Origin of the sequence: Azospirillum sp. (assembly GCF_035627195.1) — a bacterium.
Taxonomy (GTDB): Bacteria; Pseudomonadota; Alphaproteobacteria; order Azospirillales; family Azospirillaceae; genus Azospirillum.
In genome coordinates this window covers 23,235-40,786 of sequence record NZ_DASPMG010000409.1, presented here as the reverse complement: position 1 = coordinate 40,786, position 17,552 = coordinate 23,235, and the positions used below count along the sequence as shown (strand labels likewise).

The 17,552-nt window shown below is 69.7% G+C and carries 18 protein-coding genes; 12 read left to right on the top strand and 6 right to left on the bottom strand.

Annotation, left to right across the window (positions count from 1 at the left end):
* The 4 genes from coaBC to cysK form a co-directional block, all read left to right on the top strand.
* Positions 1-1,183: bifunctional phosphopantothenoylcysteine decarboxylase/phosphopantothenate--cysteine ligase CoaBC (gene coaBC / locus VED21_RS35415; protein WP_324890623.1), on the top strand; the 1,183-nt coding region annotated here is incomplete at its 5' end.
* Positions 1,180-1,668 carry a dUTP diphosphatase gene (gene dut / locus VED21_RS35410; protein ID WP_324890622.1) on the top strand — a complete coding sequence of 163 codons (489 nt, stop codon included), beginning with the start codon at positions 1,180-1,182 and terminating at the stop codon, positions 1,666-1,668. The genes coaBC and dut, both read left to right, overlap by 4 nt.
* Positions 1,644-2,099 carry an Rrf2 family transcriptional regulator gene (locus VED21_RS35405; protein WP_324890621.1) on the top strand — a complete coding sequence of 152 codons (456 nt, stop codon included), beginning with the start codon at positions 1,644-1,646 and terminating at the stop codon, positions 2,097-2,099. The genes dut and VED21_RS35405 overlap by 25 nt, the downstream gene beginning before the upstream one ends.
* A 77-nt stretch (positions 2,100-2,176) precedes the next feature.
* Positions 2,177-3,136, top strand: coding sequence for a cysteine synthase A (gene cysK, locus VED21_RS35400; protein ID WP_324890620.1), 960 nt, complete (start codon positions 2,177-2,179; stop codon positions 3,134-3,136).
* A gap of 648 nt (positions 3,137-3,784) precedes the next feature.
* On the opposite strand, the gene VED21_RS35395 is transcribed toward cysK, so the two are convergent.
* Complete coding sequence (locus VED21_RS35395) at positions 3,785-5,233, bottom strand: M48 family metalloprotease (RefSeq protein ID WP_324890619.1); 1,449 nt, start codon at positions 5,231-5,233, stop codon at positions 3,785-3,787.
* Positions 5,234-5,282: 49 nt separating this feature from the next.
* Here VED21_RS35395 and VED21_RS35390 point away from each other — a divergent pair, with 49 nt between their 5' ends.
* The 3 genes from VED21_RS35390 (at position 5,283) to pip (ending at position 7,954) form a co-directional block, all read left to right on the top strand.
* Positions 5,283-6,110, top strand: coding sequence for a thermonuclease family protein (locus VED21_RS35390; protein WP_324890618.1), 828 nt, complete (start codon positions 5,283-5,285; stop codon positions 6,108-6,110).
* On the top strand, positions 6,107-6,937 hold the full coding sequence (locus tag VED21_RS35385) for a cytochrome c (protein WP_324890617.1): 831 nt from the start codon (positions 6,107-6,109) through the stop codon (positions 6,935-6,937). The genes VED21_RS35390 and VED21_RS35385 overlap by 4 nt, the downstream gene beginning before the upstream one ends.
* Positions 6,938-7,003: 66 nt before the next feature.
* Positions 7,004-7,954 carry a prolyl aminopeptidase gene (pip, locus tag VED21_RS35380; RefSeq protein ID WP_324890616.1) on the top strand — a complete coding sequence of 317 codons (951 nt, stop codon included), beginning with the start codon at positions 7,004-7,006 and terminating at the stop codon, positions 7,952-7,954.
* Here pip and VED21_RS35375 read toward each other — a convergent pair.
* Positions 7,938-8,342 carry a HEPN domain-containing protein gene (locus VED21_RS35375; RefSeq protein ID WP_324890615.1) on the bottom strand — a complete coding sequence of 135 codons (405 nt, stop codon included), beginning with the start codon at positions 8,340-8,342 and terminating at the stop codon, positions 7,938-7,940. The two genes, pip and VED21_RS35375, sit on opposite strands and share 17 nt — an antisense overlap.
* Entirely contained in the window at positions 8,339-8,677 is a 339-nt protein-coding gene (locus tag VED21_RS35370; RefSeq protein ID WP_324890614.1) for a nucleotidyltransferase domain-containing protein, read from the bottom strand. Before VED21_RS35370 ends, VED21_RS35375 begins: the two co-directional genes overlap by 4 nt.
* 198 nt (positions 8,678-8,875) lie before the next feature.
* On the opposite strand from VED21_RS35370, the gene rpmI reads away from it, so the two are divergent.
* From rpmI to VED21_RS35345, 5 genes are all read left to right on the top strand, one after another.
* Entirely contained in the window at positions 8,876-9,076 is a 201-nt protein-coding gene (gene rpmI, locus VED21_RS35365) for a 50S ribosomal protein L35 (RefSeq protein WP_324890613.1), read from the top strand.
* A gap of 17 nt (positions 9,077-9,093) precedes the next feature.
* Positions 9,094-9,462, top strand: a complete 369-nt coding sequence (gene rplT, locus VED21_RS35360) for a 50S ribosomal protein L20 (protein WP_324890612.1) — start codon at positions 9,094-9,096, stop codon at positions 9,460-9,462.
* Positions 9,463-9,554: 92 nt separating this feature from the next.
* On the top strand, positions 9,555-10,619 hold the full coding sequence (pheS, locus tag VED21_RS35355) for a phenylalanine--tRNA ligase subunit alpha (protein ID WP_324890611.1): 1,065 nt from the start codon (positions 9,555-9,557) through the stop codon (positions 10,617-10,619).
* A 19-nt stretch (positions 10,620-10,638) separates the two neighbouring features.
* Positions 10,639-13,131: a phenylalanine--tRNA ligase subunit beta gene (pheT, locus tag VED21_RS35350; protein WP_324890610.1), complete on the top strand. Its 2,493-nt coding sequence runs from the start codon at positions 10,639-10,641 to the stop codon at positions 13,129-13,131.
* A 315-nt stretch (positions 13,132-13,446) separates the two neighbouring features.
* Entirely contained in the window at positions 13,447-13,851 is a 405-nt protein-coding gene (locus tag VED21_RS35345; RefSeq protein ID WP_324890609.1) for a response regulator, read from the top strand.
* 4 nt (positions 13,852-13,855) lie between these two features.
* Here VED21_RS35345 and VED21_RS35340 read toward each other — a convergent pair whose 3' ends face one another.
* From VED21_RS35340 to VED21_RS35330, 3 genes are all read right to left on the bottom strand, one after another.
* The gene (locus tag VED21_RS35340) at positions 13,856-15,430 is read right to left on the bottom strand and encodes a DUF3369 domain-containing protein (RefSeq protein ID WP_324890608.1); all 1,575 of its coding nucleotides are present in this window, start codon (positions 15,428-15,430) and stop codon (positions 13,856-13,858) included.
* Positions 15,431-15,540: 110 nt separating this feature from the next.
* Positions 15,541-16,464, bottom strand: coding sequence for an SH3 domain-containing protein (locus VED21_RS35335; RefSeq protein WP_324890607.1), 924 nt, complete (start codon positions 16,462-16,464; stop codon positions 15,541-15,543).
* Positions 16,465-16,536: 72 nt separating this feature from the next.
* Entirely contained in the window at positions 16,537-17,403 is an 867-nt protein-coding gene (locus tag VED21_RS35330; protein ID WP_324890606.1) for a LysR substrate-binding domain-containing protein, read from the bottom strand.
* Between the last annotated feature and the right edge of the window lie 149 nt (positions 17,404-17,552).

Below are 17,552 nucleotides of genomic sequence, written 5' to 3'. Positions count from 1 at the left end.
CGGCGGCATCGCGGCCTACAAGAGCCTGGAGCTGATCCGCCGCCTGCGCGAGCGGGGCTGCGCCGTGCGCGCCATCCTCACCAAGGCCGGCGCGCAGTTCGTGACGCCCTTGTCGGTGCAGGCGCTGACCGAGGACAAGGTCTACCAGGACCTGTGGTCGCTGACCGACGAGTCGGAGATGGGCCACATCCAGCTCTCGCGCAGCGCCGACCTGGTGGTGGTGGCCCCGGCCACCGCCAACATCCTGGCCCGCATGGCGGCCGGCATGGCCGACGATCTCGCGACCACGGCGCTGCTCGCCACCGACAAGCCGGTGCTGGTGGCGCCGGCCATGAACGTGCGCATGTGGCTGCACCCGGCGACGCAGGCCAACATGGCGTTGCTGGAGCAGCGCGGCGTGACCCGCGTCGGCCCCAACGAGGGCGACATGGCCTGCGGCGAGTTCGGTCCCGGCCGCATGGCCGAGCCGATGGAGATCGTCGACGCCGTCGCGGCGCATTTCGCGTCGCTGGAAGCGCCGAAGCCGCTGGCGGGCAAGCGGGCGCTGGTCACCAGCGGCCCGACGCACGAGCCGATCGACCCTGTGCGCTACATCGCCAACCGCTCCTCCGGCAAGCAGGGGCACGCCATCGCCGCGGCGCTCGCCAAGCTGGGCGCCGAGGTGACGCTGGTCAGCGGGCCGACCCGGCTGGCCGACCCGGCCGGCTGCACGGTGGTGCGCATCGAGAGTGCCCGCGAGATGCTGAAGGCATGCACGGAGGCGCTGCCGGCCGACATCGCCGTCTTCGCCGCCGCCGTCGCCGACTGGCGTGTGAAGGGCGAATCGGAGCGCAAGCTGAAGAAGGACGGCAACGCCCCGCCGGCCCTGGAGCTGACCGAGAACCCCGACATCCTCGCCACCGTCGCCGGCTCCGGCGCATTGCGCCCGGCGCTGGTGGTGGGCTTCGCCGCCGAGACCGGCGACGTGGTTGAGTACGCGCGCGCCAAACGCGCCCGCAAGGGCTGCGACTGGATCGTCGCCAACGACGTGTCGCTGGGCACCACCACCTTCGGCGGCGACGACAACGCCGTCCACCTGATCCGCGCCGATGGCGTCGAGGACTGGCCGCGCATGGGAAAGGACGCCGTCGCCCAGCGCCTCGCCGATACCATTGCTGCCCATTTCCAGGGAAAGACCACGTGACCGTCAGCATCCCCATCGTCCGCCTGCCGCACGCCGAAGGGCTTCCCCTCCCGGCCTACGCCACCGAGCACGCCGCCGGACTGGACCTGCAGGCCGCCGTCGCCGGACCGCTGGTGCTGGCGCCGGGTGCCCGCGCGCTGGTGCCGACCGGCGTCTCCATCGCCCTGCCCGAGGGGTTCGAGGCGCAGGTGCGCCCGCGCTCGGGCTTGGCGCTGAAGCACGGGGTGACGGTGCTGAACAGCCCCGGCACCGTGGATGCGGACTACCGCGGCGAGATCGGCGTCATCCTGATCAACCACGGCGACCAGACCTTCACCATCGAGCGCGGGCAGCGCATCGCCCAGCTCGTCATCGCGCGATACGAGCGCATCGCCTGGAGCGAGGCCGCCACCCTGCCCGACAGCGCGCGGGGCACGGGCGGCTTCGGTTCGACGGGCCAATTCAGCCAGGAAGCGGAACCATGCTGCGCATCTCCAAGAAGCTGATGTTCGCCATCGAGGCGGTGCTGGACATCGCCTACAACGCCGGGACCGAGCCCGTGCAGTCGGGCGAGATCACCCGCCGGCAGGGCATCCCCAAACGCTACCTCGAACAGGTGCTCCAGCAGCTGGTGCGGGAAGGCATCCTGGCCGGTGTGCGCGGCCCGCGCGGCGGCTATCGCCTCGCGCGCGAGCGGCGGCGCATCACCATCGGCGAGATTGTGCGTGTCGTGCGCGCCATGGAGACGGCCACCGACCCCATTGAGGAACCGGCCGGCTCCATCCTCGGCCACAAGGTGGTGCGCCCGCTGTGGACCGAGCTGCAGGAAGACTGCATGAAGCGCCTCGAATCGGTGACCATCGAGGATCTCTGCATGCGAGCCCGCGCCGCCGGCGTGGAGAGCGAAACCGAGGACCGCATCGACTTTACCATTTGATTCGAAGGTCGTTGCGGCTAAGCTTCAATAAGAATGTGTGAAACATACCGATTTCACGTAACCGGGAGGTAGAACCAATGTCCGGTCCCGAGTTCCGCGGCAAGATCTACGACAGCATCGTCGACACCATCGGCGCCACCCCGCTCGTGCGCGTGAAGCGCTTGGCCGAGGAGGCCGGCGTGAAGGCGCAGGTCGTCGGCAAGCTGGAATTCTTCAACCCGCTCGCCAGCGTCAAGGATCGCATCGGCCTCGCCATGATCGAGTCGGCCGAGCGCGAGGGGAAGATCACCCCGGGCACGTCCACGCTGGTCGAGCCGACGTCGGGCAACACCGGCATCGCGCTGGCCTTCGTCGCCGCCGCCAAGGGCTACAAGCTGATCCTGACCATGCCGGAGAGCATGTCGATCGAGCGGCGCAAGATGCTGAAGCTGCTGGGGGCGGAGCTGGTGCTCACCCCGGCGCCGGAAGGCATGAAGGGCGCCATCCGCCGGGCGGAGGAGCTGGTGGCCTCCACCCCCGGCGCCTTCATGACGCAGCAGTTCAAGAACCCGGCCAACCCGGAGATCCACCGCCGCACCACGGCCGAGGAGATCTGGCGCGACACCGACGGCAAGGTGGACATCCTGATCTCGGGCGTCGGCACCGGCGGCACGCTGACCGGCGTGGCCGAGGTGATCAAGGCCCGCAAGCCGGAGTTCAAGGCCATCGCGGTGGAGCCGGAGGACAGCCCCGTCCTGTCCGGCGGCATGCCCGGCCCGCACAAGATCCAGGGTATCGGCGCCGGCTTCGTGCCCGACATCCTGAACACCAAGATGATCGACGAGGTGGTGCGCATCTCCAACCAGCGCGCCTTCGAGACGGCCCGCAAGGTGGCCCGCCTGGAAGGCCTGCCGGTCGGCATCTCCTCGGGCGCGGCGCTGGCCGCGGCGCTGGAGGTGGGTGCGCGGCCGGAGAACGAGGGCAAGCTGATCGTCGTGATCCTGCCGTCCTTCGCCGAGCGCTACCTGTCCACCGCCCTATTCGAGGGGCTTGAGTAAGGGCTCATCAAGCCGCCTTGACGGGCAGACCGATCCGCAGGACGATGGAGGCGGCCCTGGTTGGGGCCTCCACGTCCGCGGAAAGGGCTGCGCCCGCAACCACTTGGCGTTTGAACGACCCTATCATCCCTTTTCTGTCTGCCGGCGGACACGGACGCGTCTGAAAAGGGATCGCCATGTCCGATCGGACCGTACGGCCCGACCAAGCGCGAGCGCCGCGCCGTGGAGCGCCTGCACGGCGAGGAGTGAGCGGGTCCGCGTGAGCGGGTGCGAGTGAGTGGGCTGGCGGCGCCGGGCGAATGCAACCGGATGCAACACCATGCAACGGATTCGGCGGTGTGTTGCATTCGGGACCGGCGTGCGGCGGACCAGGAGCGCCGGGCGAATGTTACTCAATGTTACCGAATGATACAGCTTTCCGGCAGGTGTCTCATCGGGACACCGGCCTCATGGCCATCGCGGCGCCTCCTCTGTGTTCCATCCCTGTCGGCGTGCGGGCGCACGTGTGCCCATGATCGCATCGATCATGCGCCGGGCATGGGATGATTGTCAATATTAAGGACTCGGCACCCAAGAGAGCGGCGCATCGCCGACGCAAGAAGCCCGTGGGTTGAGGCGGAACCGAAAGCCCAACGTCGACCGGCCCCGCTATCCGATCACCTTCACCGTCCAGCCCGGCTGCAGGGGTGTGCCGGGCGGGACGTCGTTGATGATGCGGAACAATTCCTCGGCGTAGGGTTCGCCGGGCATGCGGCTGATGAAGGATTCGACCTCCTGGCCGGGGCGCACCGTCTCCACGCGGATGCGGCGCGGCTGCAGGCGGCCGGCCTCGCCGGAGGCGAGGCGGCGGAAGCTCGCCGCCGTCTGCTCGAACGCCTGATCGTAACGGTTCAACGCGCCGGGCGGGCTGAGGAAGGTGAAGCGGTACATGGCGTCGCCGTCGCGGATGGCGACCAGCCGCACGTCGACGCGGCCCTGCTCGGTCTCGCCCTGCGTCACCGCCGTGGCGGCGGGCAGGCCGTTCACCGTGATCGCCCGCACGCCCTGCAGCCGCGCCTGCCGGCCCCACACCTGCGTCACGTAGGCGGCGGGGTCGCGCACGCCCTGGGACGGGCCGGCATCGAAGGACATCATGACGCCGCCCGGCCCTTGCGCCACCACTTGGTCGGCACCGTTCAGCAAGCTGAAGCCGCGCGGCACGGTGAAGCGGAAGCCCATCTTGGGATGGATGAACTCCTGTCCGCGCACGAAGCCGTTGTCCGGGCTGTCGCCGTAGATCATGCCGTTGACGGCGGCGGCGTAGGTGTCGGCCGGGCGTGCCCCGCCCTGGGGGAAGCGGCGCGCCAGCTCCGCCGCGCGCTCGACGCGGTCGCCGGTGGGCGGGTGCGTGGCGAAGAAATCATAGCCGTCCTCCGCCTCCTTGCCCTTGCGCAGCCCCTCGTACTGGCTGTAGCGCAGCATGGTCTGCAGGAAGGTGGCCATGGCGAAGGGGTCGTATCCGGCCTTGGACAGCAGCTCGGCCCCGATGCGGTCGGACTCCAACTCCTGGTCGCGCGAGTACTTGGCCAGCAGCGCGGTGCCGCCGAGGTTCAGCGCCTGGGCGATCTCCGGGCTGCCCAGCACGGCGCCCAAGCCGGCGGCCAGCAGGCTGGTGATGGCGCCGCGGTTCATGCGCTGGCGGGAATGGCGGGCCAGCACGTGGCCGATCTCGTGTGCCATGACGCCGGCCACCTCCGCCTCGTCCTTGGGCAGCGCCAACAGGCCGCGCGTGATGTAGACGAAGCCGCCGGGCAGGGCGAAGGCGTTCACCACGTCGCTGTCCAGCACGGTGAAGGTCCAGTTCTGGTCCGTCGCCCCCGCCGCCTGGACAAGGCGCAACCCGATGCGCCGCACGAAGTCCTGCACCTTGGCGTCGCGGTACTCGCCGCCGTATTGGGCGACGATCTTCGGATGCTCCTGCGCGCCCAGGGCCTCCTCCGATCCGCCCAGGGAGAACTGGGCGTGGCCGGACACGGGCGTGAAGGCGAGGGTGATGGCCAGCAGGGCGGCGGCAATGCCGCGCAGGGGGCGGAGCAGGGGCTTGCGGTGGGCGGACATGGGCGGCATACCGGTTGGGGTTTGGCCTTTTGGTGGACCTCCACCGGTGATGAACTCAGGCACGGGGCGGATTGTTCCGCTGCTGCTCTTCCTGCTCGCGGCGTGGCCCGCGCAGGCGGCCGGCGCGCGCGTGGCGTCGGTGGTGGACGGCGACACGCTGACGCTGGACGACGGGCGCACGGTGCGGCTGGCCGGCATCGAGGCGGCCAAGCCGCCGCCGGGCCGTGCGGAGGAACGCCGCTGGCCGCTGGCCGAAGGGGCGACGCAGGCGTTGGCGGAACTGGCGCTGGGCCGCGCGGTGGAACTGCGCTCGGCGGTGACGGACCGCTACGGCCGGGTGCTGGCGCTGGTTCTGCGCGACGACGGCACGTGGCTGCAGGATGCGCTGCTGAAACGCGGCTTCGCCCGCGTGCACACCCGCCCGGACGCGCGCGAGCGCGCCGCCGAGATGCTGGCGGCGGAGGCCGAGGCGCGCACCGTCCAGCGGGGCATCTGGCGCACCCGCGTCTACGCCGTGCGCCCGGCCGACCCGGCCGAGCTGCGGCGGGACCGCGACAGCTTCCAGATCGTCGAGGGCCGCGTGCTGCACGCCGCCCGCGTGCGCGACCAGATCTATTTGAACTACGGCGAGGACTGGCGGACGGACGTCACCGTGCGCGTCGGCCGCGACGCGGCGCGCGCCTTCGCCCGCGCGCTGATCGACCCGCTGTCCTTCGCCGGCTGTGTGCTGCGCGTTCGGGGCTGGATCACGGAGCGCAACGGTCCCATGATCGAGGCCACCCACCCCGAGCAGATCGAACGGGTGGAGTGCGCACCCGCCCCGAAGAAGAGCGGAGCACCGGAACAGGCTGAGGACGACGAGGACACCGACGGATGACCGCACGCTGGATTGCCGCCCTTCTTCTGACGCTGGCCGCCGCACTGCCGGCGTGGGCCGCCGAACCGGTGCTGACCATCGCCATTGGCGGGACGGAGCGCACGTTCACCCGCACCGCCCTGCTGGCGCGGCCGGACGCGGTGACCGTCCAGATCCCGCACGACGTCGCCTACGGCCGGGCGATGACCTACCGCGCGGTGCCGGTGGGCAATCTCGTCTCCGCCGACCAGCTGCCGTCCGACAGCGTGCTGGAGGCGGTGGCGACCGACGGTTTCGTCGCGCAGCTGCGCGCCGACGTGGTGTGCAGCACCGATGGGAACGGAGCCGTCGCCTTCGTGGCCGTGGAACCGGCGGACGCCCCCTGGCCGAACCTGCCGGGCAAGGGCGCGTCGGCCGGGCCTTTCTACATGGTTTGGGTGAACCCGGCGGCGTCGGGCATCCGCTCCGAACAATGGCCCTACCAGATGGCGCGCCTGGGCAGCGCCGAGTCGCCGGCCAAGCGCTGGCCGCAGCTGGCCGTCGACGCGTCCCTGCCGGCCGCCGACCCGGTGCGCGCCGGGCAGGTGCTGTTCGTCACCCAGTGCATGACCTGCCATACGCTGAACCGTGCGGGCAGCGGCAGCATGGGCCCCGACCTTAATCTGCCCATGAACCCGACCGAGTACCTGCAGCCGCACGCGCTGAAGCGGCTGATCCGCGACAGCCGCTCGGTGCGCGCGTGGTCGGGTCAGCAGATGCCCGCATTCACCGAGGAGATGCTGAGCGACCGTGAGATCGACCTGATCCTCGCCTACCTGAGACATATGGCCGGGCGAAAGGCGGAGTAGCGGCGCGGCTCTTGGCGGGCGGTTGTTGCCGCCCTACACTCCGTGCGCCCACCACAGGACGCCTCCATGCCCCGCAGCGAGCTTTTCCCGCCCATCGAGCCTTTCCAGACCGGCATGCTGCCTGTGGACGGGCTGCACACCCTCTATTGGGAGCAGTGCGGCAACCCGCGCGGCGTGCCGGTGGTGTTCCTGCACGGCGGGCCGGGGGCAGGCGCCTCGCCGACGCACCGGCGCTTCTTCGACCCCGCGCACTACCGCATCATCATCCTCGACCAGCGCGGCGCCGGCCGCTCCACGCCGCTGGGCGAGGTGCGCGCCAACACCACCGAGCTGCTGGTGCAGGATCTGGAGGTGCTGCGCCAGCGCCTGGGCGTGGAGCGCTGGCTGCTGTTCGGCGGCTCCTGGGGCTCGACGCTGGCGCTGGCGTATGCGCAGACGCATCCGGACCGCTGCCTGGGCCTGATCCTGCGCGGCATCTTCCTGATGCGCCGGCCGGAGATCGACTGGTTCCTCTACCACATGCGGGTGATCTTTCCGGAGGCCTGGACCTCCTTCGCCGGGCACATCCCGGAATCCGAGCGCGGCGACCTGCTGGAAGCCTATTGGAAGCGCCTGGATTCGCCCGACGCCGCCGTGCGCATGGCGGCGGCGCGGGCGTGGAGCGTGTACGAGGGCGCCTGCTCCTCCCTGCTGCCCTCGCCCGAGCTGATCGCCGCCAGCGGCGAGGACAACCACGCCCTGGGCCTCGCCCGCATCGAGGCGCATTACTTCCGCGCCAACGCCTTCACGCCGGAGGACGCGCTGCTGCGCAACGTCGGCCGCATCCGCCACCTGCCCGCCGTCATCGTGCAGGGCCGCTACGACATCGTCTGCCCCATCGCCACCGCCGACGAACTGCGCCGCGCCTGGCCCGAAGCCGACTACCGCATTGTTCCCGACGCCGGCCACAGCGCCATGGAGCCGGGCATCCGCGCCGCCCTGGTGCAGGCGACGGAGCGGTTCAAGGATCTGCGTTAGGGGGCGGCGGCTCGGCACCCAGGCGACGGGCGCACCACGCGACGAAGTCGACGGCGAGGGCAATCAGTTCCGCAGCGGCTTCGGGCGACACATCCTCCGTCGTGTAATCCTGGATCAGTCGGGCGCTGTAGGCCTTCCGCAACGCCATTGCATGGCGACGGACATCGTCGCCCTCGCTTTGCACAAGCGCGTCGAAGCCGGTATGCACGCTTCCATGCTTCGACGAAACCGTGCCGTGCGTGTCGAGCAGCACGGCACGCGCGGCGCGGAACATGGCGTAGTATGAAAGGTGGGCGGCCGCGCCAGCGGTTGTCGCGACATCCTGCATGGCGGCGGCTTTGATCTGGCGGAACGCCTTGTCCAGGATTTCCGACGCTTCCGGGTTCATGCCCTCGGCACCTCGATCCCTTCTTCGCGGATGTGGCGGCGAAGCTCCAAACTCCTGTTCGTCTGACATGCGTCCAAGGGAACGGGCTGAATGTACCGTTCTTCATTCGCCCAGCCGATCTCTCCGGCGATTTCCGATAAGGCGCTCAACGTCTTCCACTCGCCTGCTCCCTCCTTGAGGAACACGGCCACGTCCCAGTCGCTGTCGGGGTGGGCGTCGCCGCGGGCGCGGGAGCCGAAGAGGACGACGCGCTCCACCTTGTCGCCGAACGCCTCTTCCACGGCGCGGCGGAACTTCACCAGGAAATGGTCGGGTGTGAAGGAGACGCTGCCCATGCCCGGTCCTCTCGGCTGTACCGTCGAATATACGCGCGGGGCTGCATTTCCGCCATGCCGGGTGCTTCGACGACTCCGCTTGCGTTGCGGTGTTGCGGCGCGTATAACCGCGCACTCCACATGGCGGCGAGGCTGGGCCGTGGTGCCCAGGGCATGCCCACCCGTCATGACGTACGAACCCTGACTTGAGGATCGAAAATGCCCAAGTTGAAGACGAAGAGCGGCGCCAAGAAGCGTTTCAAGGTGACCGCGAGCGGCAAGGTCCGCGCCCAGGCGGCCTACAAGCGCCACTGCCTGAGCTCGAAGGGCCCGAAGATGAAGCGCAATGCGCGCGGCATGATGACCCTGGCGGAGCCGGATGGTCGCATCGTGCTGAAGAACTGGCTGCGCAACGCCTGATCGGAAGGGACTGAACCATGGCTCGTGTCAAGCGCGGCGTCACCACGCACGCCCGTCACCGCAAGATCCTGAAGCTCGCCAAGGGCTATCGGGGCCGCAACTCCAAGAATTTCCGCATTGCGATCGAGAAGGTCGAGAAGGCGCTTCAGTACGCCTACCGCGACCGCCGCAACAAGAAGCGCGATTTCCGCGGCCTGTGGATCCAGCGCATCAACGCCGGTGTCCGCCAGTACGGCCTGACCTACTCGCGCTTCATCAACGGCATCAAGCTCGCCGGCATCGAGATGGACCGCAAGGTGCTCTCCGATCTGGCCGCGCGCGAGCCGGAAGCCTTTAAGGCCCTGGTCGACCGCGCCCAGGCCGCTCTCGCCGCGAAGGCCGCCTGATCCGCTTGCGCGGGTCACGACGCCTGAAAAGACAAGGGAGCCGGTCCTCGGGGGCCGGCTCCTTTTTTCATTGCGATCCAGGGATCTGAGAAATGGATGCGCTGAAGAACGAACTGCTCACGCTGGTGAACGACGCGCCCAGCCTCGCCGCGCTGGACGAGGTGCGCGTGGCCGCGCTCGGCAAGAAGGGCCGCATCACCGCGCTGATGAAGGACCTGGGCGGCCTGTCGCCGGACGAGCGGCGCGAGCGGGGCGCTGCGCTGAACGCGCTGAAGGACGAGATCGCGGCCGCCATCGACGCGCGCAAGACCGACCTCGCCCAGGCGCAGCTCGCGGCGCGGCTGGAGGCGGAGCGCATCGACGTGACGCTGCCCGTCCGTCCGGAGGTCGAAGGGCGCATCCACCCGATCAGCCAGACGATCGATGAGATCGTCGCCATCTTCGCCGAGATGGGCTTCACCGTCGCCGACGGTCCCGACATCGAGGACGACTTCCACAACTTCACGGCGCTGAACTTCCCGCCCGGCCACCCGGCGCGCGACATGCACGACACCTTCTACCTGCCGGATTCCGGCGATAAGAAGATGCTGCTGCGCACGCACACCAGCCCGGTGCAGGTGCGCACGATGCTGAAGGAAAAGCCGCCGATCCGCGTGATCATTCCCGGCCGCACCTTCCGTTCCGACTACGACATGACCCACACCCCCATGTTCCATCAGGTGGAGGGGCTGGTCATCGACGAGACGACGAACATGGGGCACCTGAAGGGCTGCCTGATCGACTTCTGCCGCGCCTTCTTCGACGTGGACGACCTGCCGCTGCGCTTCCGTCCCAGCTTCTTCCCCTTCACCGAACCGTCGGCGGAGGTGGACATCGGCTGCTCGCGCAAGGGTGGCGAGCTGAAGCTGGGCAACTTCGGCGACTGGCTGGAGATCCTCGGCTGCGGCATGGTGCACCCGAACGTGCTGGAGGCCTGCGGCGTCGATTCCACGCGCTACCAGGGCTTCGCCTTCGGCATGGGCATCGAGCGCATCGCCATGCTGAAGTACGGCATCCCCGACCTGCGCACCTTCTTCGAGGCGGACCTGCGGTGGCTGAAGCACTACGGCTTCGTGCCGCTCGACGTGCCGTCGCTGGCCCAGGGCCTGACCCGCTGAAGACGAGGAGTCCGATCCCATGAAGTTCACGCTGTCCTGGCTGAAGGACCACCTCGACACCGACGCCTCGCTCGACCGCATCGTCGAGACGCTGACGGCGCTCGGCCTGGAAGTCGAAGGCGTCGAGGACCGCTCCAAGGAGCTGGCCGCCTTCCGCATCGCGCGGGTCATTTCGGCTGAGAAACACCCGGACGCCGACAAGCTGCGCGTCCTGATGGTCGACACCGGCAAGGAGACCCTGCAGGTCGTCTGCGGCGCGCCGAACGCGCGGGCCGGCCTGACGGGCGTCTTCGCGGCGGAGGGGACCTACATCCCCGGGTCCGACATCACGCTGAAGAAGGGCGTCATCCGCGGCGTCGAGTCGAACGGCATGATGTGTTCGGAGCGCGAGCTGAAGCTGTCCGACGAGCACAACGGCATCATCGAGCTGCCGGAGGACGCGCCGGTCGGCGCGCCCTTCGCCGAATACGCCGGCCTCGCCGATCCGGTCATCGACATCAGCCTGACGCCCGACCGCGCCGACTGCGCCGGCGTGCGCGGGATCGCCCGCGACCTCGCCGCCGCCGGTCTGGGCACGCTGAAACCGCTGAAAGAAGTAAGAGGTGGGTCGTCGATTGCGACATCTGACAGCGGCCGAGTTTTACTCTCTGCCACTCGCGTGTCTGGGCACGTTAAATTCGGTAGCGGAGATGTAGAACCCGTTCCGGGGACGTTCCAAAGCCCGCTGGACGTGGCCATCGAACGCACGGACGCCTGCCCGATGTTCGTCGGCCGCACCATCCGCGGCGTGAAGAACGGTCCGTCGCCCAAGTGGATGCAGGACAAGCTGCTGGCCATCGGCCTGCGTCCCATCTCGGCGCTGGTGGACATCACCAACTACATGACCTTCGACGTGGCGCGCCCGCTGCACGTCTTCGACGCCGACAAGGTCAAGGGCGGCATCGTCGTGCGCATGGCCCGGCCGGGCGAGACGCTCCATGCCCTGAACGGCAAGGAGTATGATCTCGATACCGAAATGACCGTTGTGGCCGATCACGAGAAGGCGGAATCGCTGGGCGGCATCATCGGCGGCGAGGAGACCGGCTGCACCGAGACGACGGTCAACGTCTTCCTGGAAGCGGCGCTGTTCGACCCGGTGCGCACGGCGCACACCGGCCGCCGCCTGGGCGTGGAGAGCGACGCCCGCTACCGCTTCGAACGCGGCGTCGATCCGGCCGCCGTCATCCAGGGCGTCGAGCGCGCCACCCGCCTGATCCTGGAGCTGTGCGGCGGCGAGGCGTCCGAACTGGTCGTCGCGGGTGTCGAGCCCGACTGGCGCCGCACCCTCACGCTGCGCCACGGCCGCGTCGCCGGCCTCGGCGGCGTGGACGTTCCGGTGGCGGAACAGTCCCGCATTCTTGAGGCGCTGGGCTTCCGCAAGACCGAAGAGGCGGCCGACCGCACCACGTGGGAGGTGCCGTCCTGGCGCGCCGACGTGCACGGCGAGGCGGATCTGGTGGAAGAGGTGCTGCGCGTCAACGGCTTCGACGCCATCCCGGCGACGCCGATGGTGCGCGAGGGCACGGTGACCAAGCCGGCGCTCAACGCCCGCCAGCGCCGCGCCATGACCGCCCGCCGCAGCCTCGCCGCGCGCGGCCTGTTCGAGGCGGTGACGTGGTCCTTCATGTCGTCCGAGGTCGCCGGCCTGTTCGGCGAGATCCCGGCCGGCCTGCGCCTGGTCAACCCGATCAGCGCCGACCTGGACGTCATGCGCCCGTCCATCCTCGCCAACCTGATCCAGGCGGCCGGGCGCAACGCCGACCGCGGCTACCCCGACGTCGGCCTGTTCGAGGTCGGTCCGGCGTACCGCAACGAGACGCCGTCCGGCCAGGATCTGGTCGCCGCCGGCATCCGCTCGGGCGACGCGGTGCCGCGCCACTGGTCGGTGAAGCAGCGCGGCGTCGACGTGTACGACGCCAAGGCCGATGCGCTGGCGGTGTTGGAGGCGTGCGGCGCCCCGGCCGGGAACCTGCAGGTCACCACGGACGCGCCGGACTGGTACCATCCCGGCCGCTCCGGCGTGTTCCGCCTCGGCCCCACGGTGCTCGCCCGTTTCGGCGAGATTCACCCGGCGGTGCTGGAGGCGCTGAAGGTGAAGGGCCCGGTCGTCGGCTTCGAGGTGTTCGTCGATGCCGTGCCGCAGCCGAAGAAGAAGGGCGGCACCGCCAAGCCGCTGGTCCAGCTGTCCGCCTTCCAGCCGGTGGAGCGCGACTTCGCCTTCGTCGTCGACCGCGCCGTGGAGGCCGACAAGATCGTCCGCGCCGCCAAGGGGGCGGAGAAGTCGCTGATCAAGGATGTCGGCGTCTTCGACGTCTACGAGGGCGCCGGGGTGGGCGAAGGCCGCAAGTCGGTGGCCATCAGCGTCACCCTGCAGCCGACCGACCGCACGCTCACCGAGGAGGAGATCGAGGCGATCGGCCAGAAGATCGTGGCAGCGGTTGCCAAAGCGACCGGTGGCACGCTGCGCGGTTGAGTTGTCGGGAGTGCCGGGCCGTGCATGGGCTGGCACTCCTCACTCGCTTTTAGATTTGGCGCATCGTCTCATATGCGCTTTTGCCGGGTTGAGAATGTTCCATTGCATGCGATAAAGCGAGGGTAAGGCTACGCGGTGTGACCGGAGGAAGAATAAAATACGGCCCTGGTTCTTATTAAAATTTCTCTTCTTTTGTCACACCCGCCGGTGCCGTCCGGCAATTGTTCTCCTTCATGGTGCGATGCGGTAGGGCCTTGTCGGGCACCCCGCGATGGCCCTATAGAACGTGTGCATATCGTCTGACCTGGCGGGACTATGGGAAACCTGGACGCACAGAACACTTCTCCATCGGCCAGCCGGCTTGTCGTTGTCGTCGACGACGACCCCTCGATCGTCGAGGGGCTGGCGCTGGTCTTGGAAGGCTGGGGTTACGACGTGCTGACGGCGCGTTCGCTGGACGAACTCGCCGGTGGGCTACCGGCCGCGACGAGCAAGCCCGCCCTCGTGCTGGCCGACCACTTCCTGCCCGGCGGCACGGGGGCCGATGCGGTGGAGATGGTGCGACGCCACAGCGGCGGCTCCGTACCGGCTATCATTTTGACCGGCGACACGACGCCCGAGCGGCAGGCCGAGGCGACGGCCGCTGGCTACCGGCTGATGCACAAGCCGGTGTTGCCGGCTCCCCTGCGCACCGCGATCGAAGAGCTGATCCGGGGCTGAGCCGTCAGAAGGCGGCGACCTCATCCGCCACGGCGACCAGCGCGTCCACCACCACCGGGTCATAGCGCACGCCGGCCAGCCGGCGGATTTCGGCCAATGCCGCCGCGTGCTCCATGGCGGGGCGGTGCGGGCGGGCGGAGGTCATGGCGTCGTACGCGTCGGCCACGGCGGCGATCCGGGCCGGCAGCGGGATGGCCTCGCCCGCCAAGCCGGCGGGATAGCCGCTGCCGTCCCACGCCTCGTGGTGATGGCGGGCGATCTCGGCGCCCAGGTGCAGGTGGGTGCGGCACTCGGTCAGCCGGCTGACGCGCTCCAGCAGCTCGCCGCCGGCCCCGGCGTGGGCCTGCATGGCGGCGCGCTCGGTGGCGTCCAGCGCGCCGGCCTTGCCGAGAATGGCGGGGTCGACGTGGGCGTTGCCGACGTCGTGCATGATGCAGGCAAGCCCGATCAACTCGATGAACGCCTCGTCGATGATGTCCGGGTGGCGGCCTTCGGCCTGCAGGCGCCGCGCGATGCGCTCGGCGATGCCGGCGATGCGCAGTGTCGGTTCGGCGCGCGAGGCGTCGCGCCCCTCGGCCACGTCGGCCAGCAGGACGAGCGTGCCCTCCTGCGCCTTGCGCAGCTGCTCATACATGTAGAGGTTGTCGAAACCGACCGAGATCTTGCCGCAGAACACCTCGATCAGCTGGCGGTCCAACTCCGACAGCGGCCGGTCGGAGCGCAGGTAGACCACGTTCTCGCGCAGGTTCGGCGTGCGGATGTAGAGGGTGCAATGGTCGGGTTCGTAGAAGTTCCGGCGGTGCTCCATGCACTTCAGGACGGAGCCAAGCACGTCGCGGTCGATGTGCTCGGTCGCCGGCTCGTTGATCAGCGACTCGAAACGGCCGGACCCGGCCAGCACGTAGATGCCGTCCGTCGTGCCGCCCATGACCGGCCCGCGCTGCACGCACAGGATGGCGTCCGGCCCGACGCCCAGGATGGCGGAGAGCTGCGTCAGCACGCCGGCCGCGAACAGCTTCATCGAGCGCGCCTTGAACAGCGACGACGACGCCTCGATGATCTTCTCCAGACCCCGGCGGTTCGTCTCGATCGCCATGATGTCTTCATAGGACCGGAGTGCCGCGACCGTGGTGGTGAAGAGCTGCTGTGCGGTCAGCTGCGTCTTCGCCTTGTAGTCGTTGATGTCGTAGTCGAGGATGACCGCGCGCTCCGGCGCCTGGCCGGGCTGGCCGGTGCGCAGGATGATGCGCACGTGGCGGTTCTTCAGCTCCTCGCGGATGTGGTGGACCAGCTTCAGGCCGGCGTCGTCGGTCTCCATCACCACGTCCAGCAGGATGATGGCGATGTCCTCCTCGCGGGCCAGGATCTCCTTGGCCTCCGCCGCGGAGTAGGCGGACAGGAACTGCGCCGGCCGGCCCTTGTAGGCGAAATCGGCGAGCACGAGCTTGGTGATGGAGTGCACCTCCGGCTCGTCGTCGACGATCATCATCTTCCAGCGCGGCGACGGGGCGCCGGTGGGCTTGTCGCCCCGGCCGTCCTGGTCGTCGAGGAAAAGCAGGTCGTCGTCGGAGTTCGTCATGGCGGCGGCTCTGTCCGGTCCGGCAGTCGTGTCAGGGAAAACCTACCACGCCCGGCGCCGCGTGGCGACGGCCGCAACGGCGAAGGGCAGCCATGTGCCCGTGAAAAAGTTCAGTACGCCTGCAATTCCACGATGTGGCAGTCGCGCCCGCCCTGCGCCAGCGTGGCGCAGGCGGTGTCGATCTGCGACCGGGTGAAGGGGCCGACCCCCATCTCGTAGCCGACCTTGCCGCCGTGGAACACCGGCCACACCATCGGCGGGCGGTCGCGGTACTGGGCGCCGGGGCCGCCGGTGAACTCCGTCCAAGCGCGCAGGCCTTCGGCGTGGCTGACGAACTCGCCCAGGCGGCTGGCGTACAGCGGCCCGGTGCCCACCGGCGGCACGCCGGGCAGGGGGTAGGCGGTGACGACGCCGATGAAGCCCTCGATGCCGGCCGTCACCGTGGCGCGGCCGGGCACGCCCAGCGTCAGCCGGTTGCCGGACACGCCCAGCACGGCGGCCACCTGTCCCCTGCGGATGGTGAAGGACCGGCGCTTCTTGGGATCGACCTGCTCGGTGGCGCCGACGTTGCGGAAGGCGACGACGTAGCCCTGCGCCTGATCGTGGCGGGCGGCGTCGAAGGCGGCGCGCGGCACCACCGCGCCGGCGGCGTTCGGCCGCTCCGCCGCTGCGTCCGGCTTGTCCTTATCCTTGCCCGGTGCGGCGTTGGGGATGGGCATCGGGCGGGGGACGTAGACGGGGTCCAGCGAGTCCACTGGGACGTAGCCGATCGGCTGGCCGCCGATGGCGACCTGCGTCCAGGTGGTGCCGCGCGGCGTGCCCAGCGCGTTGAGCGCCTTGCCGTTCGGCAGCGTGCGGATGATGCGGGCGTCCTGGCTGGGGCCGACGCGCACCTCGACGTCGCGGTTCAGCACCACCGGCCCTTCCAGCGGCGCGCCGATGGCGACCGGGCTTTGCGCCGATACGGGGCCGATGGAGCCCAACGCCAGCAAGGCCGCCGTCACCCACGCGCCAAAGCCGATCCGTCCCCGCATGCGCCCGTTTCCCCCTGCCAAGCGGCCGGCATTCTGCCTCGCCCGCCCGCGCGGGGCAACACGAAGGGGCAGTCAGGGCCGCCCGAGCACCTCCAGCACGGCGCCGGCCAGGGCGCGGACGGCGGCCGACGGCGTGCCGGGGGCGTGGTGCAGGGCGATGTCGACCGGCGGCAGGTCGGGGAAGCCGTCCTCGGCCCCCAGGACGCGCAGGCCCGGCGGTACCGTGCAGGCCTCCATGGCGGTGACGCCCAGCCCACCCAACACGGCGCCGTGGATGGCCACGACGCTGTCGGAGGTGATGGCGACGCGCCAGGACCGGCCGATGCCCTCCAGCGCCCGCACCGCGTAGCCGCGGCACAGGCAGCCCTGAGGGAACAGCGCCAGCGGCAACGGTTCCTGCCGCTCGACGCCGTCGTCGGGCGGTGCCACCCACACCAGCGGCTCGCGCCGCACCAGCGTGCCGCGCTCCGCGGACGGGTGCTGCGTGACCAGCGCCAGGTCGTAGCGGCCTGCCTCCAGCGCCGGCACGAGGTCGACGCTGTTGTCGCAGGTCACCTCGACCGGCACGTCGGGATGCGCCTGGGCGAAGCGCGCCAGGACGCGTGGCAGCAGCATGGTGGCGTAGTCGTCCGGCGAGCCAATGCGGATCGGCCGCGCGGCGGCGGCGGGGCGCATCGCCGCCATGATCTCGTCGTTCAGGCTCAGCATGCGCCGGGCGTAGGGCAGCAACTGCTCGCCGTCGCGGGTGAGGCGCACGCCGCGCGTGTCGCGTTCGAACACGCGCTTGCCCACCGCATCCTCCAGGCGCTTGACCTGCTGGCTGACGGCGGCCTGCGTGCGCAGCAGCGCCTCGGCCGCGCGGGTGAAGCTGCGCGCGTCGGCGACGGCGACGAAGGCACGCAGCAGGTCGGTGTCGAGGTTGGCCGGCATCGCCGCCATTGAAGCAGACGGCGCCCCGCGCGTCCATGCCCCGCCGCTCATCACCGACCGTGATGGATACATAAAGCCTATTTGTTTCAAATGGATACGCCCGTGCGCCTAGGCTGTCCGCCGATCGGTGCGGAGGCGACGATGACCCTGTTCGACGC